We start from the raw sequence: 26487 nt of genomic DNA on the forward strand, positions 1-26487 counted from the left end.
CCGCCATCAGGCAAGCCAAAAACGCCTCTAGCCCAGGTAAATCAAGCGCTAGCAGCTATTATTTTTGATAAGGGAGACACCATGACATTTCTGACCATCGAACAGGGCGGCGGCATCCTCACCGCCACCATGAACCAGCCCGAGACGCGCAACGCGCTCACCGGCAATACGGCAGTGCAGGAGTTCGTGCAGCTGTGCGACGCCGTGCGCAAGGACGCCAGCGTCAAGGTCATCATCCTGACCGGCGCCGGACCGGTGTTCAGCTCGGGCGGCAACGTCAAGGACATGAAGCGCTTCTTTGACGACGCGCTCACGCCCGACCTGATCCGCGAGGAATACCGCCAGGGCATCCAGCAGATCCCGCTGGCGATGCACCAGCTGGACGTGCCGGTGATCTGCGCCGTCAACGGCCCGGCCATTGGCGCGGGGCTGGATCTGACCTGCATGTGCGACATCCGCATCGCCGCCGACACGGCCACCTTTGCCGAGAGCTTCGTGCGCGTGGGCATCGTGCCCGGCGACGGCGGCGCCTGGCTGCTGCCGCGCGCCGTGGGCATGGCCAAGGCCGCAGAGATGGCCTTCACCGGCGATGCCATCAGTGCCCAGGAGGCTCTGGCCTGCGGCCTGGTCAGCCGCGTGGTGCCGGCCGAGCAGCTGCTGCCCACGGCGCGCGCGCTGGCCGAAAAAATCGCCGCCAATCCCGGCGCCGTGATGCGCATGACCAAGCGGCTGCTGCGCGAGGGGCAGGGCGCCACGCTGGCGTCGCTGCTGGAGCTGTCGGCCGGCTACCAGGCCATCGCCCACAAGACGGCCGACCACCGCGAAGCCGTCACCGCCTTCATTGAAAAGCGCGCGCCGCGCTTTCAGTGACCCGGGGCGCGCGCCTTATCAGCCAACGCGTACACGAAAAAGCCGGGGCAGGCGCTTGATAATGCCGCCATGGCATCTCCCCACAAACGCTTCTCGATGATCCGCGAGTTCCACCTCGCGGACTGGTTCACGCTGGGCAACGCGGTGTGCGGCGTGGGGGCGCTGTTCTCGTCGATGACCTACCTGGAAACGTCGGACGTGCGCCATGTGTACTTTGCCTGCGCGCTGGTGCTGGCGGCGCTGGTGTTCGACGTGCTGGACGGGCGCGTCGCGCGCTGGCGGCAAAAGACCTCGGCCATGGGGCGCGAGCTGGATTCGCTGGCCGACGTGATCTCGTTCGGCGTGGCCCCGGCCATCATCGCCTACGCCTGCGGCATGCAGGGCCTGTACGACCGCGTGGTGCTGGCCTTTTTCGTGGCCTGCGGCGTGTCGCGCCTGGCGCGCTACAACGTCACGGCCGAGACGCTCTCGGACGAGGGCGGCAAGGTCAGGCACTTCGAGGGCACGCCCATTCCCACCTCCATCGTGCTGGTGGGCCTGCTGGCGCTGGCCGCCAGCCAGGGCGCGGTGCGCGAGCAGTTGTGGCTGGGCAAGGTGCTGATTGCGGGCTTCACGCTGCATCCGCTGGTGCTGCTGTTTGCGCTGTCGGGCTCGCTGATGATCAGCCGCATCCGCATTCCGAAATTCTGACAACCCCCTGAGACGCTGACGCGCCTCGGCGCGGCCGCCAGAGGCGGCAGCTCTTCGGGGACGTCCAACCCTGCGCAGGCAGGCTTGGAGCCGCGCCCCTCAGCCCCTTCTCTCGCCGCGCTGCGCGCGGCGGGAAGGGGGACGCAGCCGGTGGACTGGCGAAGCCAGATCCACGGCTGCCCTGGCCTGGGGCGCGCCTGTTTTTGCCGCACTTCCTGACTCGGTGGCAGCGGCGCAGCGCGGGTACACTTTGCGGCTTCCAGGGGCCGCGGCGCGGCGCCTGCCTTTCCACCCCGATCCGCTCCATGGCCGTTGACACGGCGGGCCACGCCCGCACCCTCCTAGACCTCAAGAGCGCCCAGCTGCCCGTGGTGGCCGTGGTGCTCAAGACCGTTGATGTTTCCGTCATCGCTGCCGAGCTGGCCGCCCGCAGGGCCGACGACCCCGAATTTTTTGACAATGACCCGGTGGTGATCGACCTGTCGGCCGTTCACGACGAGCCGCAGCCCATCGACTTTGCCGCACTGGTGCAGACGCTGCGCAGCCATCGCACCCGGCCGGTGGCGGTGCGCGGTGGCAGCGGCGCGCAGATGCAGGCGGCCCATGAAGTGGCGGGTCTGATTGCCGCGCCCGACGTGCAGCACGCGCGCGTGCAGCCCCCGCGGGAGGTGATCCACGAGGTGGTTCGCGAGGTGGAGGTGGTGCGCGAAGTGCCCGTGCCGGCCCCGGGCACCGTGGTGGTGGACAAGCCGCTGCGCTCGGGCCAGCAGGTGTATGCGCGCGGCTCGGACCTGGTGGTGCTGGCCATGGTGAGCTTTGGCGCCGAGGTGATCGCCGACGGCAACATCCACGTGTACGCGCCGCTGCGCGGCCGCGCCATCGCTGGCGCCCGCGGCGACACCAGCGCCCGTATTTTCAGCACCTGCATGGAGCCGCAGCTGGTCTCCGTGGCAGGCATTTACCGCACCACCGAGACCGAGCTGCCCGACAACGTGCGCGGCAAGCCGGCCCAGGTGCGGCTGGACGGCGAGAAGCTGCTCATCGAGCCGCTGTGACCGTATTTCCCTTTCTTACTCCACAGACCGCAACGCAAGGACCTCTCAGAACATGGCCAAAATCGTCGTCGTGACCTCCGGCAAGGGGGGCGTGGGCAAGACCACCACCAGTGCCGCCTTCGCATCGGGCCTGGCGCTCGCCGGCCACAAGACCGCCGTCATCGACTTTGACGTCGGCCTGCGCAACCTGGACCTCATCATGGGCTGCGAGCGCCGCGTGGTGTATGACCTGATCAACGTGATCCAGGGCGAGGCCAACCTGAACCAGGCCCTCATCAAGGACAAGCAGTGCGACAACCTGTTCATCCTGGCCGCCAGCCAGACGCGCGACAAGGAAGCGCTGACGCAGGACGGCGTGGAAAAGGTGCTCAAAGACCTGTCCGACATGGGCTTTGACTACATCGTCTGCGACTCGCCCGCCGGCATCGAAAGCGGCGCGCTGATGGCCATGCACTTTGCCGACGAGGCGCTGCTGGTGACCAACCCCGAGGTGTCCAGCGTGCGCGACTCCGACCGCATCCTGGGCATGCTCAGCAGCAAGACCCGCCGCGCCATCGAGGGCGGCGAGCCCATCAAGGAGCATTTGCTGATCACGCGCTACAACCCGCACCGCGTGGAAGACGGCCAGATGCTGAGCCTGGAGGACATCCAGGACATCCTGCGCATCCAGCTGATCGGCGTGATCCCCGAGTCCGAAAGCGTGCTGCAGGCCTCCAACCAGGGCCTGCCGGCCATCCACCTGGCGGGCACCGACGTGTCCGAGGCCTACAAGGACGTGGTGGCGCGCTTTCTGGGCGAGGAAAAGCCCCTGCGCTTCATCGAGGCGGTCAAGCCCGGCTTCTTCAAGCGCATCTTCGGCGGGAGGTAATGGCCATGTCCCTGCTGTCCTTCCTGCTGGGGGAGAAGAAAAAGACGGCCTCGGTGGCCAAGGAGCGCCTGCAGATCATCCTGGCGCACGAGCGCAGCGGCCGCGGCGTCGGCCAGCCCGACTACCTGCCCGCACTGCAGCGCGAACTGGTGGCGGTGATCTCCAAGTACGTGAAGATCAATGCCGAGGATCTGAAGGTGAACTTCGAGCGCCAGGACGACCTGGAAGTGCTCGAAGTCAAGATCGAGCTGCCCGACACGGCGGCCAAGTAAGCACTTGGGGCAAGCGCCCGGGCCACAGCCCTGGCGGCTACTTGTCCAGCGGGCCCGCCGCGCTGGCCGACAGGCGGCCCAGCGCGTGCTCGGTATAGAACACGCCGCCGTGGTACAGCAGGGGCGAGGCGCCCTCCCGGTGGCTGCAGTGCTCTACCTGGCCCACGAAGATCGTGTGGTCGCCCTCCACGTACTGGCTGCGGTTGGCGCACTCGAACACCGCCGCCGCGCCTTCGATCACGGGCGCACCGCTGAGGCCGGGCCGGTGGGCCACGCCGGCCCAGCGGTCGATGCCGCGCGTGGCAAAGCGCTCGGCCAGCGCGCGCTGGTTCACCGTCAGCACATTGATGGCGTAATGCGTGGCGCTGGTGAATGCCTGCAGCGAAGAGGATTTGTGCCCCAGGCTCCACAGCACCAGCGGCGGATCGAGCGACACCGAGTTGAACGAGTTGGCCGTCAAGCCGAACAGCGCCCCATCGGCGCCGCAAGCCGTGACGATGGTCACGCCCGTGGCGAACATGCCCAGCGCGTCGCGAAACTCGCGCGGGGCAAAAGCAGGCGGCTGGCTGGCTGTCAGGGGGCTGGCGGACGGACGGGGCGGGGAGCTGTTCACGAGGGGGGAAGGCGCTCAGAAGGCGGCGCGGCAGTCAAATGCGGGTTGCCATTATCCGTCCGCCGCCGCGCCGATGGGGATGCGGCGCCGATAGGGTTATCGGCTCCCCGGTTACCCAAGGCTGGCTAACATGCAGCGCATGAATACCTTGCCCTTGCCCCGACCGTCCTTCAAGGCGCAGATGCACCAGGCGCGCGAGGATGCCATCGTCGAGGCTGCCAGCCGTCTGCTGGGCGAAAAAGGCTTCGAGACCATGACGGTGGACGAGGTGGCCGCCCACGCGGGCATTGCCAAGGCCAGCCTGTACAAGCACTTTGCCGGCAAGGACGACCTGTGCGCCGCCGCCATGGTGCATGTGGTGGAGCGCCTGCAGCGCGTGATGGACGGGCTACCCGCCGAGCTGACCGCCCTGCAGCGCCTGCAGGCGCTGCTGCGCTGGTCCCTGCATCGGCAACTGACCGAAGAGGTGCCGCTTTTGCCTGGCCGCAGCTCCGCGCTGGCCCAGGCGCTGCGCGACTGCGACGCCTACCAGGCGGCGATGCGGCAGGTGCATGTCCGCATCAGGGGCTGGGTCGTGCAGGCCCAGGCCGAGGGCGCGCTGCGCCGTGATCTGCCGCCCGAAGTGATCTTGTGCGCGCTGCTGGCACGCAGCGCAGACCCCATGTTGTACATGCTGCGCGACCTGGGCCATGCCGACGAGCGCATCATCGACTGGGTCATGGACATCTGCCTGAGCGGCCTGACCCCAGGGCCCGTCGCGTTGGCGGGCTGATCAGCGCACCAGCAGCACCGGCACGTCGCAGTTGGCCAGCACCTGCGTGCTGACCGAGCCCATCACCAGTTTGCCCAGCGAGCCGTGGCCATGCGTGCCCATGACGACCAGGTCGAACTTGCCGGACTCGGCCACCTTGGCGATGGTCTCGCCGGCATGTCCCACCTTGGTGACGGTCTTGAGATCCACACCGTGGCGGCCCATGAACTTGACCACGGGTGCCAGCACCTTGTCGCCCTCTTCGGCGTAGTACTTCTCTACCACTTCCTTGCCCAGCGCAGCGCGCGCGCGCGGGGGCAGTTGCGGCTGCACCGTGATGGCCGTGTAGGCGTGATTGGTGCCCAGCATTTCGTCATGCGCAGCCAGGTAGGCCAGCATTTTCTTGGTGTATTTGCTGCCGTCGACAGCGAGCAGGATGTTCATGTAAGGTTCTCCGGTAACGGGGTATCAGTCTAATCAGCGTCCGCGCCTGTGGCCCGGGAGGCAGCCCCAGGCCTGGCTCGTGGTTCCGTCGTGCGCCGACCTTGGGCGCAGGAGGCTGTCCAAACCGCAAATCACCGGCTGCAAACCCGGCCAGAGCGGTGCTGGCCGGGGCTTGCCTGTTGCCTTTGGCGCCTTGAATCTGACAGCCTCCTGACGCCCATAAGCATCATACGGTCAGCACGCACTGCGGCAGAAAGCCGGCCTGTTCCGCTTTGCGGGCGTAGCCCAGCGGATTGGCCACCACGCGGCAGGACCAGGGCGTGCCGTCGGCATGGCTGCCCTGGGCCAGGTAGTCGCTGGGCGCGTGCAGGTGGCCATGCAGCCACAGGCGGGCATGGGGCAGGCAGTCGTCCAGGGCGCTGCAAAAACCGGCGGTGCCGGGCACCAGGCCGTAGCGCGGGTCGGCGCTGCGCAGGCTGGGCGCGAAATGCGTGATGGCGACTGTGGGGCCGTCATGAGGCTGGGCCAGGGCCTCGCGCAGCCAGGCCTGGCAGGCCAGGGCCTGGTCGCGCACCTGTGGCGCCAGAAACGGCGCGCCGCCGCGGGTGGTGCCGGTTTTGGCCAGGTAGTAATTGGCCGCGCGAAAGGCTTTCTCGCGCTGGCGCAGCCGCTGGCCCAGGTCGGTGATGGCGCCGTGGTCGGCCAGGGCGTCAAAGTCGCTCCATAGCGTGGTGCCCACCAGGCGCACGCCTTGCAGCACCGCGCTGGCGCGCTCCAGCCAGATCAGGCCCAGGCGGTCGCAGGTGCGGCGCAGGCGGTCGTGGGCCGCGTCGAAGTCCTGCATGTCGTACTCGTGGTTGCCGGGCACGAACACCACCGGCGTGGGCCAGCCGGCGTATTGCGGCAGGGGTGAAAAGCGCGCCAGTCCGAAGTCGTCGTCCGTCAGCTGCGAGCCGCTTTGGTACGAGCCGATGTCGCCGGCCAGCACCAGCAAGTCGGCGCCCGGGGCCGGGCTGGGGCTGAAGTGGGGGTGCACCTCCAGGTGCAGGTCGGACAGCAGTTGCAGCTTCATGGGGTGTCAGGGTGCAGGAAACTCTGGCGCGTGATGGGCGCCGGCATGTTGCGCGCTGCGCGCGACGGCATTGCGCAGCCAGCGGTGGGCGGGGTCCAGGCTGCGGCGGCGGTGCCACAGCGCGTCCACGTGCACGGCGGGCAAGGGCATGGGCAGCGGGCGCCAGATCAGCTCGCCGCCTGCATTGGCTACGCCGACAAAGTGATGCGGCAGTACGGTAAGCAGATCCGACGTAGCCACCACGCGGCCGGCGGTGAAGAACTGGTTGACGGTGAGCACGATGCGCCGGTCGCGCCCCAGCGCGGTGAGCGCCTCGTCGATGAAGCCATAGGGTTTGCCTGAAAAGCTCACCAGCAGATGGCGCGCGGCGCAAAACCGGTCCAGCGTCAGCAGCGCGCCTGCCAGCGGGTGGCCTGCGCGCATCGCGCAGACGTACTGGCCCTCGTACAGGCGTGCGCTGTCGTGCGCCACCAGGCTGTCGGACTGCGCCCGCGCGGTCAGGTCGGTCAGCACCGCCGGAAAGTAGCCCACCGCCAGATCAATGCTTTGGTCGTCCAGCAGACGGCGTGGGTCGCGCGTGGTCAGCGGCACCACGCGCAGCGAGATGCCGGGCGCCTCGCGTTCCACGATTTCGATTAGCGGCGGAATCAGCGTGGCGCCTGTGGCATCGGCCATGGCCAGCACAAACGTGGTCTGCGCCGTGGCCGGGTCGAAGTGCCCCGGCGCCAGCGACTCCTGCAGCTGCGCCAGCGCCTGGCGCACGGTGGGCCATAGCGCCAGAGCGCGCGGCGTGGGCTCCACGCCGTTGCCGCGGCGCACTACCAGCTCGTCACCCACGGCCTCGCGCAGGCGGCGCAGCGCATTGCTGACCGCCGGCTGGGTGATGGCCAGTTTCTCGGCCGCGCGGGTCAGGTTGCGCTCCGCCATCACTTCATCAAAAACCCGCAGAAGGTTCAGATCCAGGGTGCGGAAGTTCAGCGGGGCGGGGTCTGCATCATCAAGCATATGAATGTCGATGATTCAACATATAAATTAGACAATGCACAGGGTAAACCCTAGGATTGCGACATCGCCCGGCAATTTCGCCACAAGCGGCATCAAAGGGTTTTCATCATGACCAAGTTTGTACACATCGACTTTCACCCCGAGCACCGCGGCATTGCCCGCATCGAGGGCGGCGTGAATCACCTGCGCCAGATCGTGGCCCGCTTCGACGGCGCGCGTGGCGCGGCGTCTTTGCTGGTGGCCGCTTTGGTGTCGGCCCTGCTGGTGGCGGCCAACCAGATGGTGGACGCCTGGGGCGACGGCCACCTGGTCGCCGGATGGATGGTGCTGTGGGCGATCGCGTTTACGGCCCCGGCGCTGCTGTCCGCGCCAGCCAGGAATGCGGTGGTGGCGCTGCGCACCGCACGCCGGGCCTGGATGCAGGCACGCCAGCGAGAGGCCGACGACGAGAAGACCTGGAACGCCGCCCTGCACGATGCCCGCGTCATGGCTGACCTGAGCCGCGCCATGAACGGCATTGCCGTCGAGGACATGCGCCGCTACGCCTGAACCGGCGCCCGCTTGCCGGGCACCCCGGAACGCCAGGGCACCTTCGGGTGCCCTTTTTGTTGCGGTGCGCCCATGCTGGTCACACAAGAAAAAACCCCGCGCCACGGGGGGGTGGCTGCGGGGCCGGGGGCTGCGTGACCTGCGGGCGACTGATGCCGCCCGCGGTGCGCGGCGTCAGACTCAGGCGGCAGCCAGACGCTTTTCCAGTGCGGCCTTGGTGGCCAGCAACTCTTGCGGCAGGTGGTAGGCCAGCTTGTCGAAGTGCTCGGCGTGCAGCTTCAGCTCTTCGGTCCAGGCGGCCTTGTCGATGCTGGTCACCGTGTTGAACTGGTCGGCGCTGAACGACAGGCCGGTCCAGTTGATCTCGGCATATTGCGGGGCCACGCCGAACATCGTCTCCTGGCCCTGGGCCTGGCCCTCGATGCGGTCCAGCATCCACTTGAGCACGCGCATGTTGTCGCCGTAGCCGGGCCAGACAAATTTGCCGCCTTCGTCCTTGCGGAACCAGTTCACGCAAAAGACCTTGGGCAGGCTGTGGCCTGTGCTTTCGAGATTGCGCCCGATGTTCAGCCAGTGCTGGAAGTAGTCGCTCATGTTGTAGCCGCAGAACGGCAGCATGGCGAACGGGTCGCGGCGCACCACGCCCTGCGCGCCAAAGGCGGCGGCGGTGGTCTCGGAGCCCATCGTGGCGGCCATATAGACGCCTTCCGTCCAGTTGCGCGCCTCGGTCACCAGCGGCACGGTGGTGGAGCGGCGGCCGCCGAAGATGAAGGCGTCGATGGGCACGCCAGCGGGGTTGTCCCACTCGGGGTCCAGGGCCGGGTTGTTGGTGGCGGCCACGGTGAAGCGCGAGTTGGGGTGCGCGGCCTTGGCGCCGGTTTCCTTGGCGATTTGCGGCGTCCAGTCCTTGCCTTGCCAGTCGATCAGGTGGTCGGGCAGCGCGCCGCCGTGGTCTTTCTCCATGCCTTCCCACCACACGTCGCCGTCGTCGGTCAGAGCGACGTTGGTGAAGATCACGTCCTTGTCCAGGCTGCGCATGCAGTTGGGGTTGGTGTGCATGTTGGTGCCGGGAGCCACGCCAAAGTAGCCGGCTTCGGGGTTGATGGCGTACATCTTGCCGTCGGCGTGGGGCTTGATCCAGGCGATGTCGTCACCGATGGTGGTCACCTTCCAGCCCGCAAAGCCGGCTTCGGGCGGCACCAGCATGGAGAAATTGGTCTTGCCGCAGGCGCTGGGGAAGGCGGCTGCGACGTGGTACTTCTTGCCCTGCGGGCTGGTCACGCCCAGGATGAGCATGTGCTCGGCCAGCCAGCCCGGGTTGCCAGCGGGTTCCTGCGAGGCCGCGCGGCCCATGGTGGAGGCGATGCGCAGCGCCAGGCATTTCTTGCCCAGCAGCGCGTTGCCGCCGTAGCCCGAGCCGTAGGACCAGATCTCGCGCGTCTCGGGGTAGTGGACGATGTACTTGACCTTGGGGTTGCAGGGCCAGCTGGTGGCATCCTTCTCGCCGGGCTGCAGCGGCGCGCCCACGGTGTGCATGCAGGGCACGAAATCGCCGTCGGTGCCCAGCACGTCGTACACGGCCTTGCCCATGCGGGTCATCAGCTTCTGGTTCACGGCCACGTAGGCGCTGTCTGTCAGCTCCACGCCGATGTGGGCAATGTGGCTGCCCAGCGGGCCCATGCTGAAGGGCACCACGTACATGGTGCGCCCGCGCATGCAGCCGTCAAACAGCGGCTGCAGGGTGGCGCGCATCTCGGCAGGGGCCATCCAGTTGTTGGTCGGGCCTGCGTCTTCCTGCTTCTCGGAGCAGATGTAGGTGCGGTCTTCCACGCGGGCCACGTCCGACGGGTCGGACCAGGCCAGAAAGCTGCCCGGGCGCTTGGCGGGGTTGAGTTTCTTGAAAGTGCCGGCATCGACCAACTGCTGGCACAGGCGGTCGTACTCTTGCTGCGAGCCGTCGCACCAGTAGATGCTGTCGGGCTTGCATAGAGCAGCCATCTCGGCCACCCAGGCGATCAGCCGGGCGTTTTTGACGTAAGCGGGCGCCTGAATGTTCAGGCCTTGCATGGTGGGTGCGTTCATCGGAGGGCGCTTTGAAGTTGAAAAAACAGTCTTTTGAAAGACGGCGGGCCGGTGCGCAGTGCAACGCGTCTGCGCGGCAAGAGGCTGCCTTGTCTTTGAAAAAACAGCTGGGTTTGCGTGAGCCGGGGTTGGGGGCGCTGGCAATGGCACCCGGGCAACCCGGCAAAAGTGACGATTCTATGAAGATGCCCCCGGTTTGTCTTTCCGTCAGTGGGCAAAATAATGCAAAAGACGCATGAGGTTATGCGGCTTATGCTGCGGTGGTGCAGGAGGCCTTTGCGGTCGCTGTGGCGCAAGCGGCTGCCGGATTGCCAAAAAAACAAGCCCCGCCGGGGCGGGGCTTGCAGGTCATCGGGGGGCGCAGGCGTGCTGCTACGTTCAAGCCATATGCACGGCAATGAAAGCCAGCAGAAACATCATCGCCGCACCCACCGCCGGAATCACCACGGGGATCAGGTGCACCACGGATTCGGCGGCGTCGGTGGCCTGGGCGGCCTCGACGTCGGCGGCGTTGGGGGCAATGTGGTGGTCATGGGCCATGGGGCGGGTCTCCTGTGGTGGCGGTTGCCTGTGATGCGCCAAAGTTTAGCCACAGCGCCGCGGCCGCGGGCACGGGCATAACCCGCATGCGTGGCGGCTGCGATGCCAGCGCGCCGCGCTGCACTAGCGCAGCTGCGCCTGCATCTGCGCCGCGTGCAGCATGTCCAGCACCTGCTGCACATGCGCCTGGCCGCGGGTTTGCAGCACCAGCTCGATCTCCACGTTCTGCGCCGCCAGCAGGGTGAAGGCGCGCTGGTGGTGCACCTCTTCGATGTTGGCGCCCGTCTCGGCCACGATGGCCGTGATGCGCGCCAGCATGCCGGGCACATCGCGCGCGCTGACGGTGATGCGCGCCAGCCGTCCCGAGCGCACCATGCCGCGCTCGATGATGGCCGCGAGCAGCAGCGGGTCGATATTGCCGCCACTGAGCACCAGCCCCACCTTTTTGCCGGCAAAGCGCCCGGGGTGGCGCACCAGCGCCGCCAGCCCGGCGGCGCCCGCGCCCTCGACCAGGGTTTTTTCAATCTCCAGCAGCATCAGCACCGCCTGCTCGATGTCGCCCTCATCGACCAGCAGCAGGTCGTCCACCAGGCGGGCAATGATCTGCCGCGTCATCTGCCCCGGCTGCCCCACGGCAATGCCCTCGGCAATCGATGACGTGCCCTGCGCGTGGTGCGTGCCCTTGATGGCATTGACCATTGCCGGAAACCGCGTCGTCTGCACGCCCACGATTTCGATGCCCGGCTTGATGGCGCGCGCCGCCGTGGCCATGCCCGCCAGCAGTCCGCCGCCGCCCACCGACACCACCAGCGCATCCAGGTCGGGCTGGGCGGCCAGCATCTCCAGCACCAGCGTGCCCTGGCCGGCGGCCACGGCCTCGTCGTCATACGGGTGCACAAAGGTCAGGCCCTGCGCATCGGCCAGCTGGTAGGCGTGCGCGCGGGCTTCTTCCAGCGTGTCGCCGTGCAGCACCACCTCTGCGCCAAAGCCGCGGGTGCGGTCCACCTTCACCGCGGGCGCAAAGCGCGGCATGACGATCACCGCCCGCAGCCCCAGTCGCTGCGCGTGGTAGGCCACGCCCTGGGCATGGTTGCCCGCGCTCATGGCGACCACGCCGCGCGCGCGCTCTTGCGGCGTCAGCAGGCTCAGCTTGTTGCAGGCGCCGCGCTCTTTGAACGAGGCGGTGAACTGCAGGTTCTCAAACTTGAGGAACACCTGCGCGCCCACGATCTGCGACAGCGTGCGCGACTCCAGGCAGGGCGTGTGCAGCAACTGACCGTGCAGGCGATCGGCGGCTTGCTGGATGTCTTGAAAAGTGAGCATGCCGCATTGTGGCGCAGCGCGATCGGGACTGCGTTGCTACTGTAAGCATAGCTGTCAGCGCTTTATTGATAAGGGCTGGAGGCGGTTTTTATTGTGATTTTTTGCCTGCAGACGGCTGTCGATACGCTTTGGCACGCCCGCCAAGTGCTGCAAATGCCTGCAGCACCCAAAAAATGGGGCTTTTTTAGCACCTGGCCCCATTAAATCAAGCGCCAAATGCTATTAATAAAGTAGCAAATCAGCGCAACACGCGGCAATTGCCGAACTCGCAGCGAACGGCCAGCGCGTCGCCGTTGCTGCAAGGCACGGTGTAAGTCTCAAAGCCTGGCCCCTTGGCCGCCAGCGTGGCCACCGGCTGGGCGTGGCAGGCCTGCGCGCGCGCCAGGCGCTCGGCGCTGAAGGCGTCGGCACCGACAGGCCGCGTTGCGGCTGGCGGGGCGGCATACCCGTGCGGCAAGGTTTGGGGCGCATAGGCAGCGGTGGCCGGCGGCGCGAGCCGGTGGCCCAAGCCCGCCATGCACTGCGCAACCAGCTGGCGCCGCCGCTCCAGTGCCTGCAGCCCCTGGGACGCGCCAGCCATCGCACCGCCCGCCAGCGCCCAGTCGCGCACGCCGGTGTCGCTGCGCGCCAGCCCCCACGCCAGAAAGCCCGCCACCAGAGCGCCCTGCACCACGGCGTCCAGCGCCTCGGTCAGCACGCCCACCTGCTGGGCGCGACTGCGGCAGGCCTGCAGGTCGGCGTCGTAGCGGGCGCGGGCGTCTGCGGCGGGGGGTGATTCGGTCGCTGACGAAGGGGTCGGGTTCGGTGCAGCGCAGCCGCACAGTGCCAGGCAGACGGCCAGCGCTGCTGCCGTGGGGCGTGCGGCGGTCAGTTGGTGCTCAGGCTGTCGCATGGGGCCATGTCCATTCCATTGCGATGACTGGACGCGGGCGCCTGGCCCTCAGGCCGCTTCGGCCTGAAACAGCCGCCGCGCGCCCACCGGCGCCACGGCGCGGGCAATGGCGCCGATGTGGTCGGGCGTGGTGCCGCAGCAGCCGCCCACGATGTTGACCAGCCCCTCGGCCGCAAACTCGTGCACCAGGCGGCTGGTCACCTCAGGCGTTTCGTCAAAGCCGGTGTCGCTCATCGGGTTGGGCAGGCCGGCGTTGGGGTAGCAGCTGATGAAGGTGTCGGGCGCGGCGCGGGCCAGCTCCTGGATGTAGGGGCGCATCAGCGCCGCGCCCAGCGCGCAGTTCAGGCCCACCGACAGCGGGTTGGCATGGCGCACGCTGTGCCAGAAGGCGGTTACGGTCTGCCCGCTCAGGATGCGGCCCGACGCATCGGTCACGGTGCCGCTGATCATGATGGGCAGGCATTCGCCGGTCTGCTCGAACGCCTCGTCAATCGCAAACAGCGCCGCCTTGGCGTTGAGGGTGTCAAAAATCGTCTCCACCAGCAGCACGTCGGCGCCGCCCTCGATCAGCGCCAGCGTCTGCTGCAGGTAGGCCGCGCGCAGCTGCTCGAAGCTGATGTTGCGCGCGCCGGGGTCGTTCACGTCGGGGCTGATGCTGGCCGTCTTGGGCGTGGGGCCCAGAGCGCCCGCCACAAAGCGCGGCTGGTCGGGCGTGCTGAACTTGTCGCAGGCCGCGCGCGCCAGCCGGGCGCTTTGCAGGTTCATCTCGTAGGCCAGATCGGCCATGCCGTAGTCGTCCTGCGCGATGGTGGTGGCGCCAAAGGTGTTGGTCTCGATCAGGTCGGCGCCGGCGGCCAGATAGCCCTCGTGAATGTCGCGAATCACGTCGGGGCGCGTCAGGCTCAGCAACTCGTTGTTGCCCTTCACGTCGCGCGCAAAGTCCTTGAAACGCTCGCCCCGGTAGTGGGCCTCGGTCAGCCGAAAGCGTTGAATCATCGTGCCCATGGCACCGTCCAGGATGACGATGCGCTGCTCAAGCATGGCGGGCAGCGCTTGCGCGCGGGTGTAGTGGGGCAGGGTCATGGGGGCGATTGTAGGAAGCCGGGGCCAGCCCCGGTGGCAGGCGCACAATAACGGGCTTTGCGCCATGTCCGGGCGATCCGCATGACCGCGTTTCATCGGCAGAAAGCGTATCCAGCGTCTATTGAATAAGCGCCAGCAGCTATCCAAAAGAGAGTCATCCAGCTTGTCCCCCGCCCATTTCGTCCTGCACGATGTCTTTGGCTACGAGCAGTTCCGTGGCCCGCAGCAGGCCATCGTTGACCATGTGATCGACGGCGGCGATGCGCTGGTGCTGATGCCCACGGGCGGCGGCAAAAGCCTGTGCTACCAGGTGCCGGCCATCGTTCGGCGCGATGCGGGGCGGGGTGTGACGGTGGTGGTCTCGCCGCTGATTGCGTTGATGCACGACCAGGTGGGCGCGTTGCACGAGGCGGGGGTGGATGCGGCGTTTCTCAACTCCACGCTCGACTGGCAGCAGACGCTGGACGTCGAGCGGCGCCTGGCGCGTGGTGAGATCACGCTGCTGTACGCCGCGCCCGAGCGCGTGACGACCGAGCGCTTTCTGGGCCTGCTCGACGACCTGCATGCGCGCGGGCAGCTGAGCCTGTTTGCCATCGACGAGGCGCATTGCGTGAGCCAGTGGGGCCACGACTTTCGGCCCGAGTACCGCCAGCTGACGGTGCTGCACCAGCGCTACGCCGGCGTGCCGCGCATTGCGCTGACGGCCACGGCCGATGCGCTCACGCGCGCCGACATCGTCGAGCGCCTGCAGTTGCAAGACGCCCGGCAGTTCGTCAGCAGCTTTGACCGGCCCAACATCCGCTACCGCATCGAGGAAAAAAAGGATGCCACCACGCAGTTGCTGCGCTTCATCGAGCGCGAGCACCCGGAGGATGCGGGCGTGGTGTATTGCCAGTCGCGCAAGCGCGTGGAGGAGCTGGCCGACACGCTGTGCCAGGCTGGCCTGAATGCGCTGCCCTACCACGCGGGCCTGCCACCCGAGGTGCGCCAGCGCCACCAGGACCGTTTTTTGCGCGAGGACGGCATCGTGATGGTGGCGACCATTGCGTTTGGCATGGGCATCGACAAGCCGGACGTGCGCTTTGTCGCCCATGTGGACATGCCCAAGAACATCGAGGGCTACTACCAGGAAACGGGCCGCGCCGGCCGTGATGGTCTGCCCGCCGACGCCTGGATGGCCTATGGCCTGCAGGACGTGGTGAACCAGCGCCGCATGATCGACGAGAGCCCCGCGGCCGAGGATTTCAAGGCCGTGATGCGCGGCAAGCTGGATGCGCTGCTGGGCCTGGCCGAGGCCACCGACTGCCGGCGCGTGCGGCTGCTGGCGTACTTTGGCGAGGCCTCACAACCCTGCGGAAATTGTGACAACTGCCTGAATCCGCCCGCGGTGTGGGACGGCACCGACGCCGCGCGCAAGCTGCTATCGACCATCTATCGCGTGCACGAGGCCAGTAGGCTGACTTTCGGCACGGGCCACATCCTGGACATCGTGCGCGGCAAGGTGACGGACAAGGTCACGCAGTTCGGCCATGAAAAGCTGTCCACCTTTGGCCTGGGCAAGGATTACACCGAGGCGCAATTGCGCGGCGTGCTGCGCCAGCTGCTGGCTGCTGGCGCCGTGGGCCTGCACAAGGTAGCGACGGAGGGCGGGCACAGTTTTGACACGCTGGCGCTGACGGCTGGCTCGCGCCCCGTGCTGCGTGGCGAGCAGCGCGTGCTGCTGCGCGAGGCCACGGCAGCGGCTGCAGCCAGAAAGTCGCGCCGCACCAGCGCGCCGCCCGCGGCCGCCGCCAGCCTGGGGCAGCAGGCGCAGGTGCGCTTCATCAACCTGAAGGCCTGGCGCGCCGAGGTGGCGCGAGAGCACAACCTTCCGGCTTATGTGATCTTTCACGACGCCACGCTGGCGGCGATTGCCGAGCGCGCCCCGGCCACACTGCAAGACCTGCAGGGCATCAGCGGCATGGGAGCGAAGAAGCTGCAGGCCTACGGCGAAGAGGTGCTGCGGGTGTGCGGCGCAGGGGCGCCGGGCGCTTAGTGCGGCCGGGCTATCAGATCGCCAGGGCGAGCGCGTCGTCGTCCTTGGCGGGCATGGCGTTGCTGCGCGCAAAGTCCTCGAAGGCGGCAGGCTCCAGCGGGCGGCTGTACCAGTAGCCCTGCATGTGGTCGCAGCCAAAGGTGTCCAGCAGGGTGGCCTGTTCGGCGGTTTCCACGCCTTCGGCAATCGTCGTCATGTGCAGGCTTTGCGCCATTTTGATGATGGCCTTCACAATGGCCTGGTTGCTGGCCTCGTCGGCCAGCTCGCGCACGAACGACTGGTCGATCTTGAGTGTGTCGATGGCGTAGCGCTTGAGGTAGCTCATGGACGAATAGCCCGTGCCGAAGTCGTCCAGCGACACCCTGAAGCCCACCTGGTGCAGGCCGCGCAGGGTGGACTCGGCCAGCACGGGGTTCTTCAGGGCCACGGCCTCCGTCAGCTCCACCTCGATGCGCTGGGGCGACACGCCCACGCGCTGCATGATGGCCTGCAGGTCTTCGACCAGCTGGGGCCGGGCAAACTGCGCCGCCGATACGTTGACCGCCATCACCAGCGGCGGCAGGCCGGCGTCGTCCCATTGGCGCAGCTGGCGGGCGGCATGCTCCACCACCCACATGTCGATGGATACGATGGTGCCGTTTTGCTCGGCGATCGGTATGAATTCGGCCGGCGACACCAGGCCCCACTTGGGGTGGTGCCAGCGCAGCAGCGCTTCGGCGCCCACCAGCTCGCCGGTGGTCAGCGCACGCTGCGGCTGGTAGACCAGAAACAGCTCGCCCTTGCGCACCGCGTCCTTGAGGCCGGCCGCCAGCTCCAGCGAGCGTTGCGAGTGCGCCTGCATCTCGGGCGCGAAAAAGCGCAGCGCGTTGCGTCCGTCCTGCTTGACGCGGTACATGGCCACCTCTGCGGCTGCCGCCAGGGTGCTGGCGGCTTCGGCATCGCCCGGGTACACGGCAATGCCTGCGGATGCGCTGACCGACACCTGATTGCCCTGCACCGCCAGCGGCGTTTGCAGTTGCGCCAGTGCGTCCTGCGCCAGCAGCGCCACCGAAGCCTGATCCGCATCGGGCACGATGGCCGCGAAGGTGTCGCCAGAGTAGCGCGCCAGCGCGATCTTTGGGCCCATGCAACTGCGCAGGCGCTTGGCTAGCGCCACCAGCAGCTCGTCGCCCGCCCGGTGGCCCATGGTTTCGTTGATGACCTTGAAGTTGTCCAGATCCATCCACACCACCGAGAGCCTGCCCTGCACAGCGCTGGCGGCTTCGATGGCGGCATCCAGCTGCTCGTCAAAGGCTTTCTTGTTGAGCAGGCTCGTCAGCGTGTCGTAGTCGGACAGCGCACGGATGCGCTCTTCGGCTTCGCGCTGGGGGGTGATGTCTTCCTTGTGGGCAACGTAATGCGTCACCCGTCCCGCCGCATCGCGTATCGGGTAGAGCGAGGCGCTTTCGGTGTAGACCTGGCCATTCTTGCGGCGGTTGATCAGTTCGCCCTGCCAGGGCTGGCCCTGGGGCAGCTTGCCCCACATGTCTTCATAGATGCTCCTGGGTGTCAGGCCGGACTGCAGCATCCGGGGGTTTTGCCCCAGGATTTCTTGCGCGGTGTAGCCGCTGACCTTGCTGAAGGCCCGGTTGACGTAAATGACGCTGCCCTTCACATCGGTAATGACCACCTGGTGCGGGCTTTGCTCCAGCGCCTCGGACAGCCGGTGGATCACTGCCTCCTGGCGGCGCTGGATGGTGCGCTGCCAAATGGCATCGGCCAGCGTCTGCAGCGCCTGCAGATCCTGGTCGCTATAGTCTTTGGCCTTGTTGGCTACGCCCAGCAGCATGCGCACTTTGCCGCCAGCCACCACGGGCAGGCTGACCAGGCGTTGCAGGTCCTCCGGGGCCTGGGGTTGGCCGCCGCACGCCGAGGCGGCGATCTGATTCAGCACCACGGGGCGGCGCTCGCGCAGGGCCTGCGACCAGAGGGTGGACTGGCACGGCCCGCAGTCGCCGCATGCGGCGCTGGCCGAGCAGCTGGCCATCTCGCTGCCGTCCTCGCCTTCCTGTACCAGGTAGATCACCGAGATCGCGCTGTCCGTCAGCTGCGCGGCATGCTCCACGCCCCGGCGCAGAAAGTCTGCCTCCAGCGCGTGGGTGTCGAGCTGCTGCAAGTCCAGCAGTGCGGCGTTCAGGCGGGACTCGAAGCGGATGCGCTGCTCGCCCAGCACCGTGGCAGTGATGTTGCGCGCCAGCATCAGGTAGGTGTCTTCGTGGCCTGCAAGGCCGGGTTTTTTGGAGACCGCCAGCTCGAAGTGATGCAGCCCTGTCGCCAGCTGCAGGCTGATGCGCTGGCCGCGCGCCGATCCGCTGCGCTCGGCCTCGGCCAGCGCCTGCATGCAGGTGGCGGCGCTGTCGGCGGGCATGATCTGCCCCACCGATTTGCCCAGCAGCTCGGCGGCTGGCGCCGCAAGGGTCGAGGGCTCGTTGGTGTGTATCGACAGGTAAACGCCCTGGCGGTTCAGCTCGAACAGCAGATCGGGCAGCGTGTCCAGCGTGGCACGCTGGCGGGCCTCGGCGACGCGCAGTTCATGGTAGGGGGTATGCACCGTCTCCACGAACAGCCCCCGGTACAAAAACCAGCAGGCGATGAACTTGTACAAATGGCCGGCCAGGTTGTACAGGTCGGTCACGTTGGCGTAGAGCGTGAAGAAAAACTCGCCCGCAGCCAGGGTGAAGGCAGCCAGCGCCAGGCGCACCAGGCCAAACTCGCGCGACTGGCGCAGGTGGGTCAGAAAACCCAGGCCCGCTGCCAGGTACAGGGCAATCAGGCCGTATTCAAAGTTGATTTTGAAGTCTGTCAGGCCCTCGCCGGCGATGAAGGTGCGGGGCATCCATTGCGACTGAAACAGCAGCACGTAGTGCACAGCGCCCACGGTCAGCAACACGCCCGCCAGCCCGCCGCGGCGCGCCAGCGGCCCCAGGCGGCCGTTCCAGTCGCGCGGCCATAGTGCGGCGCCCAGCAAGGCCAGGGCCGCCATCAGGCGGGCGGCCAGCCAGAAGTTGATGGCCTTCTCGGGCCCGCTGGGTGTGATGAAGGCGGGCATGCCGTCGTAGGACAGGGCGTGGGTCAAATCCAGCAGGCCCACGCCCATCAGGCCCAGCCCCAGGATCAGCGCCCGCCCGTTGGGGCGGTACTGCTGCGTCACCCAGGCAATGCCGAACACCATGGCCGCCATGGAGATGGAGAGAACCTCCAGCATCGTGTGCAGCGGCAGGTAACCCGCCAGGCCGCGTGCGGCACTGGGAGCAGGCAGCGCCCAGACCAGGCACAGCCCGGCCAGCAGCACGAAAAGCCAGCCGAGCGACTGACGCAATTCTTGGTGGTGTGCGGGGTGCATCATGTACTGGGGGGTGAAAGCAGGGCAGGCCCCTGCCTGTGTTGGGTTGCGCGCGCCAGCGCCAGAATGTAGACAAGCGCTAAATAGTGCAGTTATTCATTAAAAAGCGTTTCGATTGGTAAACGCAATGAATGAGGTCAATTTCCCTGTTCAGCGCCCGAGAAGTCTTATAACTGTCACTACTGTGCTCTTGCGTGAGGGGGTCTTGCGCCAGATCAAACTCTGGCAAATATGAAGCTGGATTTCGCGCCCGGTGCGGCTCTGCGACACTGGGTGCGCCATGGCTTCATCCATTGACCCGCCTCGTCCGCCGCACGCCCCCGTTGCACGCGTGCGGGCCGAGGCTGCGCTGCAGCAGCAGAACTGGCTGCTGGCCGCGCCGGGTACGGCGCTCGCAGATGCGAGCGGGCCTGCGCACCCGGTAGGCGCATCGCCCCAGCCGCCCGGTGCTGCAGCGGCAGCGCCGGGTGAGCGCCTGACCCTGTCCGCGCAGGCGCAAGTCGCAACGGCCCTGTCAACTTCGGCACTGGCGACCGCATCGGCGGGGACGGCCAGGGCCGCATCGGGCGTGATCGGCCCGCACGCGCTGGCATCAGCCCCGGTGCCGATGCCAGCCCAGGCCCCGGGGCCGGCTGCAAGCGATGGCGGTGGCGCTCCTGCGCGCGCTGGCGGCGTTGCCGTTCAGTGGCCGGCCCAGGGCGTCGATGCGCCGCTGCTGCGCCTGTTCAATGCCCTGGTGCAGCAGGTGGCTGCGTCCACCGGCCCTGCGCCGCGTGTGCTGGTGGCGCAGCCCTGGCCGCCCGGTACCGGTTTGCCGGGCGATACGGGTGATGCGGGCGGCGCGCAAGGCGCAGGCGGCACGGCCAGCCCTGCCATGCCCGCACTGCAGATCTGGCGCGTGGCCCAGGGCAGCCTGCACACGCCCGACGGTGTGCGCGGCTTCACGCTGACGCTGCGCCTGCCGTCCGGGTCCGCGGCATTCGGCGCGCCCGCCGCGGCCGTTGCGCCGGCCATGCCTGCAGCCCCGCCGGTGCCAGGCGCGCCCGCGGGCCTGACGGCGGGCTTTGCCGGCCCGATGCAGGCGCTGGCGCCGGGCGTGTTTGCGCTGGTGCTGCAAAGCCCGGGCGCTGCGGGCCAGCGCACCAGCGCGCTGCTGTCGCTGGAGCTGGCGCCCTTGCCCGGTTCTGCCGCAGCCGCCGTGGTTTACGGGCGCGAGCCACTGCAGGTGCGAGCCGACCCCTGGCTGGCCATGGCGGCGCTGCAGGCCAGCGGCCAGTGGCGTGCCGAGGAAGAGGACGACGCACACCGCCGGGGCGATTCGCTGTGCCGCACGCCCGGCTGTCCCTACCAGGGCCGCGCGGCCTGCGTGCAGCCTTTTTGCCTGGCGCTGCGCGTGCAGCCAGCGCCGCCGGGCGCGCCGGCTGCGGCTGCATAGCGCGGCTGCTCTTTCAGCCTGGCTAAGTGCGGGTTGTCAAATCGCAAAGCGCATCTACCCTGAAACCCTGAGTGCCCGGCGCGCAAGGCCTCTTATCGTGGTGACCCTGTTTTGTTCACCTCCGAGAACCGCCATGCCCATGCGCCGTCGCCTGCTGTCCCTGTCTCTTTGCCTGGCCGCACTGCCCCTGACCACCTGGGCCGCCTGGCCCGATCGGCCCATCACCATCGTCGTGCCCGCTGCCGCGGGCGGCACCACCGACATAGCGGCGCGGGTGCTGGCCGAGAAGATGGGCAAGGACCTGGGCGCCGCCATCGTCGTCGAGAACAAGGGCGGTGGCGGCGGCAGCATCGGCACCGCGCAGGTGGCGCGCGCCAGGCCCGACGGCTACACGCTGCTGATGGGCAACATCGGCCCGGTGGCCATCAACTTCAGCCTGTACAAGCAGCTCAGCTACAAAGAGAGCGACCTGCGCGGCATCACCAACGTGATCTCGGTGCCCAACATCCTGGTGGTGCATGCCGACTCGCCCGTGCGCAGCGTGCGGGACCTGGTGGCCCTGGCCAAGACGCGCCGGCTGAACGTGTCCACCTCGGGCGTGGGGCAGTCGCCGCACATGTCGTCCGAGATGTTCCGCCAGAAGGCCGGCATCGACGTCACCCTGGTGCCCTTTCCCGGCGCGGCCCCGGCCGTGACGGCGCTGCTGGGGCAGCAGGTGGACTTCATGATCGACAACCTGCCCAGCTCCATGCCGCACATCAAGTCCGGCAAGTTCCGCGCGCTGGCCATCACCAGCAGCACGCGATCAGCCCAGCTGCCCGACGTGCCCACCATGACCGAGGCCGGCGTGCCCATGCAGGTGACGGCCTGGTTCGGCCTGCTGGCGCCTGCCGGCACGCCCGATGCGGTGGTCGATCGGCTGCAGCAGGCGGCGCGCAAGGCCATGGAAACGCCCGAGGTGCGCCAGCGCTTCGCCGACCTGGGCGGCGTGCCCGGCGGCGAGACCCCGGCCGAGTACGACGCCTTCATTGCCCAGGAGCGCAGGAGCTGGGCGCAGATCGTCAAGGCCGCCGGCCTGTCGCTTGAATAAACCCTGACGGGACGGGCGCACGCGCCGTCCCGCCTTTGCACTGCATTTTTGGATTCCATGCTCCACGACATCGAACACCTGCTGGCCCAGCCCTTTGGCTCGCTGCCCGAACTGATTGCGCAGCAAGCCGCGCACCGCCCCCGCCATACCGCCTTGATTCTGGACACGCACCGCCTGGACTACGCCGCGCTGCACGCGGGCATGAACCGCGTGGCCCGCAGCCTGCAGCAGGGTGGCCTGGGGCCTGGCGATGTGGTGGCGATCTGCGCCGGCACCTCTGTCGGATATGTGCTGGCCTACCTTGGCGCGCTGCGCGCTGGCGCAGCCGTGGCACCGCTGGCGCCCTCGGCCACGGCCGGGCACCTGAGCGCCATGCTGGACAACTGCGGCGCGCGCCTGGTGCTGCGCGACCGCGAGGTGGCCGCGCAATGGCCGTTGCATGCCGGGGTGGGAGCGGGGGCGGCGCTGCGCTGCGTGGCGCTGGACGATGCGCCCGAGGCCGGCGAGCCCTGGTCGCAATGGCTGGCCGCGGGCGATGCGGCGCCCGCCACCATCGCGCCGCAACCCGACTGGCCGTTCAACGTGATCTATTCATCAGGCACCACTGGCGTGCCCAAGGGCATCGTGCAGTCCTGGGCCATGCGCTGGTCGCATGTGCGCCGCGCCGTCACCAACGGCTACGGGCCCGATGCGGTATCGCTGTGCGCCACGCCGCTGTATTCCAACACCACGCTGGTGGCGGCCCTGCCCACGCTGGCGCTGGGCGGCACGCTGGTGCTGATGCGCAAGTTTGACGCCGCGCAGTACCTGCAGCTGGCCGAGCAGCACGGCGCCACCCACACCATGCTGGTGCCCGTGCAATACCAGCGCCTGATGGCCTGCCCCGACTTTGACCGCACCAACCTGAGCCGGCTGCAGCACAAGTTCTGCACCAGCGCGCCCTTCAGCGCCGCGCTCAAGGCCGAGGTGCTGCGGCGCTGGCCGGGCCGGCTCATCGAGTACTACGGCATGACCGAGGGCGGCGTGCGCTGCGAGCTGCACTGCCACGATCATCCGACCAAGCTGCACACCGTGGGCCGCCCCGCCGAAGGCGCCGACATGCGCTTCATCGACGAGCAGGGGCGCGAGCTGCCCGCGGGCGAGCAAGGCGAGATCGTGGGCCATTCGGCCGGCATGATGAGCGGCTACTACCGCCTGGAAGGCAAGACGCGCGAGGCCGAATGGTTCGACGCCCAGGGCAAGCGCTTCATCCGCAGCGGCGACGTGGGCCGGCTGGATGCGGACGGCTTCATCGTGCTGGGCGACCGCAAGAAGGACATGATCATCACCGGCGGCTTCAACGTCTATCCGAGCGACATCGAGAGCGTGCTTTGCCAGCACCCCCAGGTGGCCGAATGCGCGGTGATCGGCGTGCCCAGCGAACAATGGGGCGAGACCCCCGTGGCCTACGTGGTGGCGCGGCCGGGCCAGCTGCCCGCAGCCGCCGAGCTGCGCGACTGGCTCAATACCCGCGTAGGCAAGACCCAGCGCGTGGCGGCGGTGCAACTGGTGGAGCGCCTGCCGCGCAGCGAGATCGGCAAGGTGCTCAAGCGCCAGCTGCGCGAGCAGTTTGTGCAGGATGGCCTTGCGGCGCTATGAGGCGAGGGCTGGTGGCTCACCTCATCGTTCTTGCGTTGCGGGGGCAGTGGATCCCCGCCTTCGCGGGAATCCACTGCCGGGCCGCGCGCGCCGTACATTTCTGACGCGCAACTTTCTTTCGCATGCAAACATGAAAATTCACGCTCCCACCCCCGACATCCCCCTGAGCCCCTTCGCCGGCGAGGCCCCCGATATGTTTTTTGGCCTGCCCATGGCCATGGCGCGCGCCATGACGCTGCGCGGCGAGCGCATAGGCAACGACATGGCGCAGGTGCGCATGGGCTTCCAGCGCGACCAGGCCAATAGCCGCGGCGAAGTGCATGGGGGCTCCATCGCCACGCTGCTCGACTGCACCCTGGCGGCGGCGGCGCGCGCGCACGACCCCGCCGCCTATGGCGTGGCCACCATCGACCTGACGCTGCACTACGTCGCCGCAGGGACCGGTGATTTGATTGCCACCGCGCGTTGCGAGCGGCGCGGGCGCTCCATCAGCTTTGCGCGTGGCGAGGTGCGCGCCGAAGACGGCACCCTGGTGGCGCTGGCGACCGGCAGCTTCAAGCTGATTGCACGCCAGCCAGCAGCAACCGGGGCGTAGGCCTTGGTCGCCTGAAACGGCCGCAAAAGCCCACCGTAACCTCGGTGGGTTTCTTTTTTTCACACGGCTCAGCTGGGCTGCACGCCCGCGGCCTGCAGCAGGCGGCCCCAGATGGGTGCCTCCTGCGCCCACAGCCGGGCGAATTTCTCGGGGGTGTCGTCATCCACCGGCACGAAGCCCGCGGCGATGATGCGCGCCATACCCTCGCGGCTGGCCACGGCATGGTTGGCGGCAGCGGCCCACTGGCGGGCCACGTCGGTGGGCAGGCCCCTGGGGCCGGCAATCGCCAGCCAGCCGACCAGCGACAGCGCATCCTGCGGGTAGCCGGCCTCGGCAAAGGTGGGTGTGTCGGGCGCCAGGGGCACGCGGCGCGGGCCGGTCACGGCCAGGGCGCGCAGCTTGCCGCTGTCGATATGGGCCTTGAGCGACAGCAGGCTGCCCATGCCGATCCTGACCTGCCCGCCCAGCAAGTCCTGCACCATGGGCGCCTCGCCCTTGTAGGCCACATGCGTCATGTCGGCGCCCGCCACTTCGCTGAGTGTGGTGCAGGCCAGTTGCCCGTGCGAGCCGATGCCGTACGAGCCATAGGTCAGCCGGCCTTTGCTGGCGCGCGCCCAGGCCATGAACTCCTGCAGGCTCTGGGCCGGAGTGTCGGCTGTGACTACCAGCACGATGGGCGCCAGGCACACGCGCACCAAAGGGGTGAGGTCGGTCAGCGGGTCGTAGGGCGTCTTTTTGTACAGGTATTTGTTGGTCAGCATCGACGAGGTGGTACCCAGCAGCGCCGTCATGCCGTCTGCGGGCGCCTTGACCACCGCCTCGCCGGCGATCAGGCCGGCGGCGCCGGGCTTGTTGTCCACCACCACCGACTGGCCAAAGCGCTGCGCCATGCGCTCGCCCAGCACGCGGGCGATGACGTCGGTGGCGCCGCCTGCGGCAAAGGGCACCACCACCCGCACGGGGCGGGTGGCAAAGCTGGCGGCGGGGGCCGCCTGCGCGTGCGCGCCCAGCGGGCCGGCGGCTGCCGCGCTGGCGGCCACGGCCAGCCACTGGCGGCGGCTCCATTGGGTGGCGTGCATGTCCTGTGTCATCGCTTGTCTCCTGTTGGGTTATTGGGTGAAGCGTGCGATGGCGCTCAAAGGCTGATAGTTGTTTGCCCGTGCACGAAAGGCGCGCAAGGCGGGCATGGGCAAAAGACTCCCGGCCTCTCAGTCCATCGAAATCTTGGTGGCCTCGGCCACGGACTTCCAGTGGGCGGCGTCTTTTTCCACCTCGGCCTTGAATTCGTCGGGCAGCGAGCCCACGGGGACCAGGCCCATGTCGGTCAGGCGCTTGCTCACTTCGGGGGACTTGACGATGGATGCCACCTCGGCACTCAGCTTGTCCACGATGGCCCGGGGCGTGCTGGCAGGCACAAACACGCCAAACCAGCCGTTGGCTGCCAGGGCGGGGTAGCCTGCTTCGGTCATGGTGGGCACCTGCGGCAGCGCCGGGTGGCGGTGGGCGCCGGTGATGGCCAGGATGTTGACCTTGTCCGACTTGATGTGCGGATAGGCGGCAGTGACATCCACGAAGGCCAGCGACAGCTGCCCGCCCAGCAGGGCTTGCACTTCCGGGCCCGAGCCCTGGTAGGGGATGTGGGTGATGTCGATGCCGGCTTTTTGCTTGAAGCGCTCGCCGTTCATGTGCGATGTGGTGGCGTTGCCGTAGCTGCCGAAGTTGAGCGTGCCGGGCGCCGCCCTGGCCTTGTCCACGAACTGCTGCAGCGTGGTCACGCCCGAGCTGCGCGGCACCATCAGCAGGTCGGCCGACTTGGCCACCTGCGACACCGGCGTCAGGTCCGACAGCTTGTAGGGCACTTTCTTGTACAGCGCCGGCACCTGCACCACGGCGGTGATGCCCATGAGCACGGTGTAGCCGTCGCCCGGCGCCTTGGCCACGGTGTCGTTGCCCAGGATGCCGCTGGCGCCGGGCTTGTTTTCGACCACCACGGGCTGGCCCAGGCGCTGCGACAGCTGCACGCCGATCAGGCGGGTGATGGTGTCGGTGCCGCCGCCGGCGGGGTAGGGCACGACGATGCGGATGGGCTTGCTGGGGTAGTCGCCTTGCGCCTGTGCGCTGCCCATGCCGCAGGTGGCGGTCAGGGCGATCAGGGGCAACAGGTGGGTGAGGGTCTTGCGGCGGGTGAATGCCATGGTGGTGT

The 26487-nt window shown here is 68.0% G+C and carries 25 protein-coding genes; 13 read left to right on the forward strand and 12 right to left on the reverse strand.

What is annotated here, in order from left to right:
* Nucleotides 1-81: 81 nt before the first annotated feature.
* The 5 genes from AB7E35_RS09855 to minE all read left to right on the forward strand — a co-directional run bounded on the left by AB7E35_RS09855 (nucleotide 82) and on the right by minE (nucleotide 3755).
* The gene (locus AB7E35_RS09855; RefSeq protein WP_428163640.1) at nucleotides 82-870 is read left to right on the forward strand and encodes a crotonase/enoyl-CoA hydratase family protein; all 789 of its coding nucleotides are present in this window, start codon (nucleotides 82-84) and stop codon (nucleotides 868-870) included.
* Between the two features lie 69 nt (nucleotides 871-939).
* Nucleotides 940-1560: a CDP-diacylglycerol--serine O-phosphatidyltransferase gene (pssA, locus tag AB7E35_RS09860; protein ID WP_428167479.1), complete on the forward strand. Its 621-nt coding sequence runs from the start codon at nucleotides 940-942 to the stop codon at nucleotides 1558-1560.
* Between the two features lie 305 nt (nucleotides 1561-1865).
* Nucleotides 1866-2615, forward strand: coding sequence for a septum site-determining protein MinC (minC, locus tag AB7E35_RS09865; RefSeq protein ID WP_428163642.1), 750 nt, complete (start codon nucleotides 1866-1868; stop codon nucleotides 2613-2615).
* Between the two features lie 52 nt (nucleotides 2616-2667).
* Nucleotides 2668-3483 (forward strand): septum site-determining protein MinD, encoded by an 816-nt coding sequence (minD, locus tag AB7E35_RS09870; protein ID WP_428167480.1) that lies wholly within the window; start codon nucleotides 2668-2670, stop codon nucleotides 3481-3483.
* Between the two features lie 5 nt (nucleotides 3484-3488).
* On the forward strand, nucleotides 3489-3755 hold the full coding sequence (gene minE, locus AB7E35_RS09875) for a cell division topological specificity factor MinE (RefSeq protein ID WP_047350226.1): 267 nt from the start codon (nucleotides 3489-3491) through the stop codon (nucleotides 3753-3755).
* Nucleotides 3756-3792: 37 nt separating this feature from the next.
* Here minE and AB7E35_RS09880 read toward each other — a convergent pair whose 3' ends face one another.
* Nucleotides 3793-4368: a flavin reductase family protein gene (locus AB7E35_RS09880; RefSeq protein ID WP_428163644.1), complete on the reverse strand. Its 576-nt coding sequence runs from the start codon at nucleotides 4366-4368 to the stop codon at nucleotides 3793-3795.
* A 139-nt stretch (nucleotides 4369-4507) separates the two neighbouring features.
* Between AB7E35_RS09880 and AB7E35_RS09885 the strand changes: the two genes are divergently transcribed.
* Nucleotides 4508-5140 (forward strand): TetR/AcrR family transcriptional regulator, encoded by a 633-nt coding sequence (locus AB7E35_RS09885; protein ID WP_428163645.1) that lies wholly within the window; start codon nucleotides 4508-4510, stop codon nucleotides 5138-5140.
* Here AB7E35_RS09885 and AB7E35_RS09890 read toward each other — a convergent pair whose 3' ends face one another.
* From AB7E35_RS09890 to AB7E35_RS09900, 3 genes are all read right to left on the reverse strand, one after another.
* Nucleotides 5141-5563 (reverse strand): universal stress protein, encoded by a 423-nt coding sequence (locus AB7E35_RS09890; RefSeq protein ID WP_428163646.1) that lies wholly within the window; start codon nucleotides 5561-5563, stop codon nucleotides 5141-5143.
* A gap of 226 nt (nucleotides 5564-5789) precedes the next feature.
* Nucleotides 5790-6635 (reverse strand): metallophosphoesterase, encoded by an 846-nt coding sequence (locus AB7E35_RS09895; RefSeq protein WP_428163647.1) that lies wholly within the window; start codon nucleotides 6633-6635, stop codon nucleotides 5790-5792.
* A 6-nt stretch (nucleotides 6636-6641) separates the two neighbouring features.
* Nucleotides 6642-7640, reverse strand: a complete 999-nt coding sequence (locus tag AB7E35_RS09900; protein ID WP_428163648.1) for a LysR family transcriptional regulator — start codon at nucleotides 7638-7640, stop codon at nucleotides 6642-6644.
* 108 nt (nucleotides 7641-7748) lie between these two features.
* On the opposite strand from AB7E35_RS09900, the gene AB7E35_RS09905 reads away from it, so the two are divergent.
* Entirely contained in the window at nucleotides 7749-8189 is a 441-nt protein-coding gene (locus AB7E35_RS09905) for a hypothetical protein (RefSeq protein WP_428163649.1), read from the forward strand.
* Between the two features lie 180 nt (nucleotides 8190-8369).
* On the opposite strand, the gene AB7E35_RS09910 is transcribed toward AB7E35_RS09905, so the two are convergent.
* Nucleotides 8370-10271 (reverse strand): phosphoenolpyruvate carboxykinase (GTP), encoded by a 1902-nt coding sequence (locus AB7E35_RS09910; protein WP_428163650.1) that lies wholly within the window; start codon nucleotides 10269-10271, stop codon nucleotides 8370-8372.
* Between the two features lie 11 nt (nucleotides 10272-10282).
* On the opposite strand from AB7E35_RS09910, the gene AB7E35_RS09915 reads away from it, so the two are divergent.
* Nucleotides 10283-10510: a hypothetical protein gene (locus AB7E35_RS09915; RefSeq protein WP_428167481.1), complete on the forward strand. Its 228-nt coding sequence runs from the start codon at nucleotides 10283-10285 to the stop codon at nucleotides 10508-10510.
* Nucleotides 10511-10649: 139 nt separating this feature from the next.
* Here AB7E35_RS09915 and AB7E35_RS09920 read toward each other — a convergent pair whose 3' ends face one another.
* The 4 genes from AB7E35_RS09920 to AB7E35_RS09935 form a co-directional block, all read right to left on the reverse strand.
* Nucleotides 10650-10811, reverse strand: coding sequence for a hypothetical protein (locus AB7E35_RS09920; protein WP_428167482.1), 162 nt, complete (start codon nucleotides 10809-10811; stop codon nucleotides 10650-10652).
* A gap of 123 nt (nucleotides 10812-10934) precedes the next feature.
* Nucleotides 10935-12134 (reverse strand): threonine ammonia-lyase, encoded by a 1200-nt coding sequence (locus AB7E35_RS09925; RefSeq protein ID WP_428167483.1) that lies wholly within the window; start codon nucleotides 12132-12134, stop codon nucleotides 10935-10937.
* Between the two features lie 238 nt (nucleotides 12135-12372).
* On the reverse strand, nucleotides 12373-13026 hold the full coding sequence (locus tag AB7E35_RS09930) for a glycine zipper family protein (protein ID WP_428163653.1): 654 nt from the start codon (nucleotides 13024-13026) through the stop codon (nucleotides 12373-12375).
* Nucleotides 13027-13074: 48 nt separating this feature from the next.
* Nucleotides 13075-14109: a homocysteine S-methyltransferase family protein gene (locus tag AB7E35_RS09935; RefSeq protein ID WP_428163654.1), complete on the reverse strand. Its 1035-nt coding sequence runs from the start codon at nucleotides 14107-14109 to the stop codon at nucleotides 13075-13077.
* A 163-nt stretch (nucleotides 14110-14272) separates the two neighbouring features.
* On the opposite strand from AB7E35_RS09935, the gene recQ reads away from it, so the two are divergent.
* Nucleotides 14273-16144, forward strand: coding sequence for a DNA helicase RecQ (gene recQ, locus AB7E35_RS09940; protein WP_428163655.1), 1872 nt, complete (start codon nucleotides 14273-14275; stop codon nucleotides 16142-16144).
* 13 nt (nucleotides 16145-16157) lie between these two features.
* Here the strand turns inward: recQ and AB7E35_RS09945 are convergent, their stop codons facing one another.
* On the reverse strand, nucleotides 16158-19529 hold the full coding sequence (locus tag AB7E35_RS09945) for an EAL domain-containing protein (RefSeq protein WP_428163656.1): 3372 nt from the start codon (nucleotides 19527-19529) through the stop codon (nucleotides 16158-16160).
* A 277-nt stretch (nucleotides 19530-19806) separates the two neighbouring features.
* Between AB7E35_RS09945 and AB7E35_RS09950 the strand changes: the two genes are divergently transcribed.
* The 4 genes from AB7E35_RS09950 (at nucleotide 19807) to AB7E35_RS09965 (ending at nucleotide 24284) form a co-directional block, all read left to right on the forward strand.
* The gene (locus AB7E35_RS09950) at nucleotides 19807-20961 is read left to right on the forward strand and encodes a hypothetical protein (RefSeq protein WP_428167484.1); all 1155 of its coding nucleotides are present in this window, start codon (nucleotides 19807-19809) and stop codon (nucleotides 20959-20961) included.
* A gap of 133 nt (nucleotides 20962-21094) precedes the next feature.
* Entirely contained in the window at nucleotides 21095-22051 is a 957-nt protein-coding gene (locus AB7E35_RS09955) for a Bug family tripartite tricarboxylate transporter substrate binding protein (RefSeq protein WP_428163658.1), read from the forward strand.
* 57 nt (nucleotides 22052-22108) lie between these two features.
* Nucleotides 22109-23689 (forward strand): class I adenylate-forming enzyme family protein, encoded by a 1581-nt coding sequence (locus AB7E35_RS09960; RefSeq protein WP_428167485.1) that lies wholly within the window; start codon nucleotides 22109-22111, stop codon nucleotides 23687-23689.
* 130 nt (nucleotides 23690-23819) lie between these two features.
* Nucleotides 23820-24284, forward strand: coding sequence for a PaaI family thioesterase (locus AB7E35_RS09965; protein WP_428167486.1), 465 nt, complete (start codon nucleotides 23820-23822; stop codon nucleotides 24282-24284).
* Between the two features lie 68 nt (nucleotides 24285-24352).
* On the opposite strand, the gene AB7E35_RS09970 is transcribed toward AB7E35_RS09965, so the two are convergent.
* Both AB7E35_RS09970 and AB7E35_RS09975 read right to left on the reverse strand, forming a co-directional pair.
* Nucleotides 24353-25375: a Bug family tripartite tricarboxylate transporter substrate binding protein gene (locus tag AB7E35_RS09970; protein WP_428163661.1), complete on the reverse strand. Its 1023-nt coding sequence runs from the start codon at nucleotides 25373-25375 to the stop codon at nucleotides 24353-24355.
* Nucleotides 25376-25492: 117 nt separating this feature from the next.
* On the reverse strand, nucleotides 25493-26479 hold the full coding sequence (locus tag AB7E35_RS09975; protein ID WP_428167487.1) for a Bug family tripartite tricarboxylate transporter substrate binding protein: 987 nt from the start codon (nucleotides 26477-26479) through the stop codon (nucleotides 25493-25495).
* Nucleotides 26480-26487 lie beyond the last annotated feature (8 nt).

The sequence above is a fragment of the Diaphorobacter sp. genome, from assembly GCF_050251835.1.
Lineage (GTDB): Bacteria > Pseudomonadota > Gammaproteobacteria > Burkholderiales > Burkholderiaceae_C > JBFXIE01.

Excerpts from the sequence above, each read along its gene's own strand:
- AB7E35_RS09855 (WP_428163640.1), top strand. The coding sequence starts at position 82 with ATGACATTTCTGACCATCGAACAGGGCGGCGGCATCCTCACCGCCACC.
- pssA (WP_428167479.1), top strand. The coding sequence starts at position 940 with ATGGCATCTCCCCACAAACGCTTCTCGATGATCCGCGAGTTCCACCTC.
- minC (WP_428163642.1), top strand. The coding sequence starts at position 1,866 with ATGGCCGTTGACACGGCGGGCCACGCCCGCACCCTCCTAGACCTCAAG.
- minD (WP_428167480.1), top strand. The coding sequence starts at position 2,668 with ATGGCCAAAATCGTCGTCGTGACCTCCGGCAAGGGGGGCGTGGGCAAG.
- minE (WP_047350226.1), top strand. The coding sequence starts at position 3,489 with ATGTCCCTGCTGTCCTTCCTGCTGGGGGAGAAGAAAAAGACGGCCTCG.
- AB7E35_RS09885 (WP_428163645.1), top strand. The coding sequence starts at position 4,508 with ATGAATACCTTGCCCTTGCCCCGACCGTCCTTCAAGGCGCAGATGCAC.
- AB7E35_RS09890 (WP_428163646.1), bottom strand. The coding sequence starts at position 5,563 with ATGAACATCCTGCTCGCTGTCGACGGCAGCAAATACACCAAGAAAATG.
- AB7E35_RS09895 (WP_428163647.1), bottom strand. The coding sequence starts at position 6,635 with ATGAAGCTGCAACTGCTGTCCGACCTGCACCTGGAGGTGCACCCCCAC.
- AB7E35_RS09900 (WP_428163648.1), bottom strand. The coding sequence starts at position 7,640 with ATGCTTGATGATGCAGACCCCGCCCCGCTGAACTTCCGCACCCTGGAT.
- AB7E35_RS09905 (WP_428163649.1), top strand. The coding sequence starts at position 7,749 with ATGACCAAGTTTGTACACATCGACTTTCACCCCGAGCACCGCGGCATT.
- AB7E35_RS09910 (WP_428163650.1), bottom strand. The coding sequence starts at position 10,271 with ATGAACGCACCCACCATGCAAGGCCTGAACATTCAGGCGCCCGCTTAC.
- AB7E35_RS09920 (WP_428167482.1), bottom strand. The coding sequence starts at position 10,811 with ATGGCCCATGACCACCACATTGCCCCCAACGCCGCCGACGTCGAGGCC.
- AB7E35_RS09925 (WP_428167483.1), bottom strand. The coding sequence starts at position 12,134 with ATGCTCACTTTTCAAGACATCCAGCAAGCCGCCGATCGCCTGCACGGT.
- AB7E35_RS09930 (WP_428163653.1), bottom strand. The coding sequence starts at position 13,026 with ATGCGACAGCCTGAGCACCAACTGACCGCCGCACGCCCCACGGCAGCA.
- AB7E35_RS09935 (WP_428163654.1), bottom strand. The coding sequence starts at position 14,109 with ATGACCCTGCCCCACTACACCCGCGCGCAAGCGCTGCCCGCCATGCTT.
- AB7E35_RS09945 (WP_428163656.1), bottom strand. The coding sequence starts at position 19,529 with ATGATGCACCCCGCACACCACCAAGAATTGCGTCAGTCGCTCGGCTGG.
- AB7E35_RS09950 (WP_428167484.1), top strand. The coding sequence starts at position 19,807 with ATGGCTTCATCCATTGACCCGCCTCGTCCGCCGCACGCCCCCGTTGCA.
- AB7E35_RS09955 (WP_428163658.1), top strand. The coding sequence starts at position 21,095 with ATGCCCATGCGCCGTCGCCTGCTGTCCCTGTCTCTTTGCCTGGCCGCA.
- AB7E35_RS09960 (WP_428167485.1), top strand. The coding sequence starts at position 22,109 with ATGCTCCACGACATCGAACACCTGCTGGCCCAGCCCTTTGGCTCGCTG.
- AB7E35_RS09965 (WP_428167486.1), top strand. The coding sequence starts at position 23,820 with ATGAAAATTCACGCTCCCACCCCCGACATCCCCCTGAGCCCCTTCGCC.
- AB7E35_RS09970 (WP_428163661.1), bottom strand. The coding sequence starts at position 25,375 with ATGACACAGGACATGCACGCCACCCAATGGAGCCGCCGCCAGTGGCTG.
- AB7E35_RS09975 (WP_428167487.1), bottom strand. The coding sequence starts at position 26,479 with ATGGCATTCACCCGCCGCAAGACCCTCACCCACCTGTTGCCCCTGATC.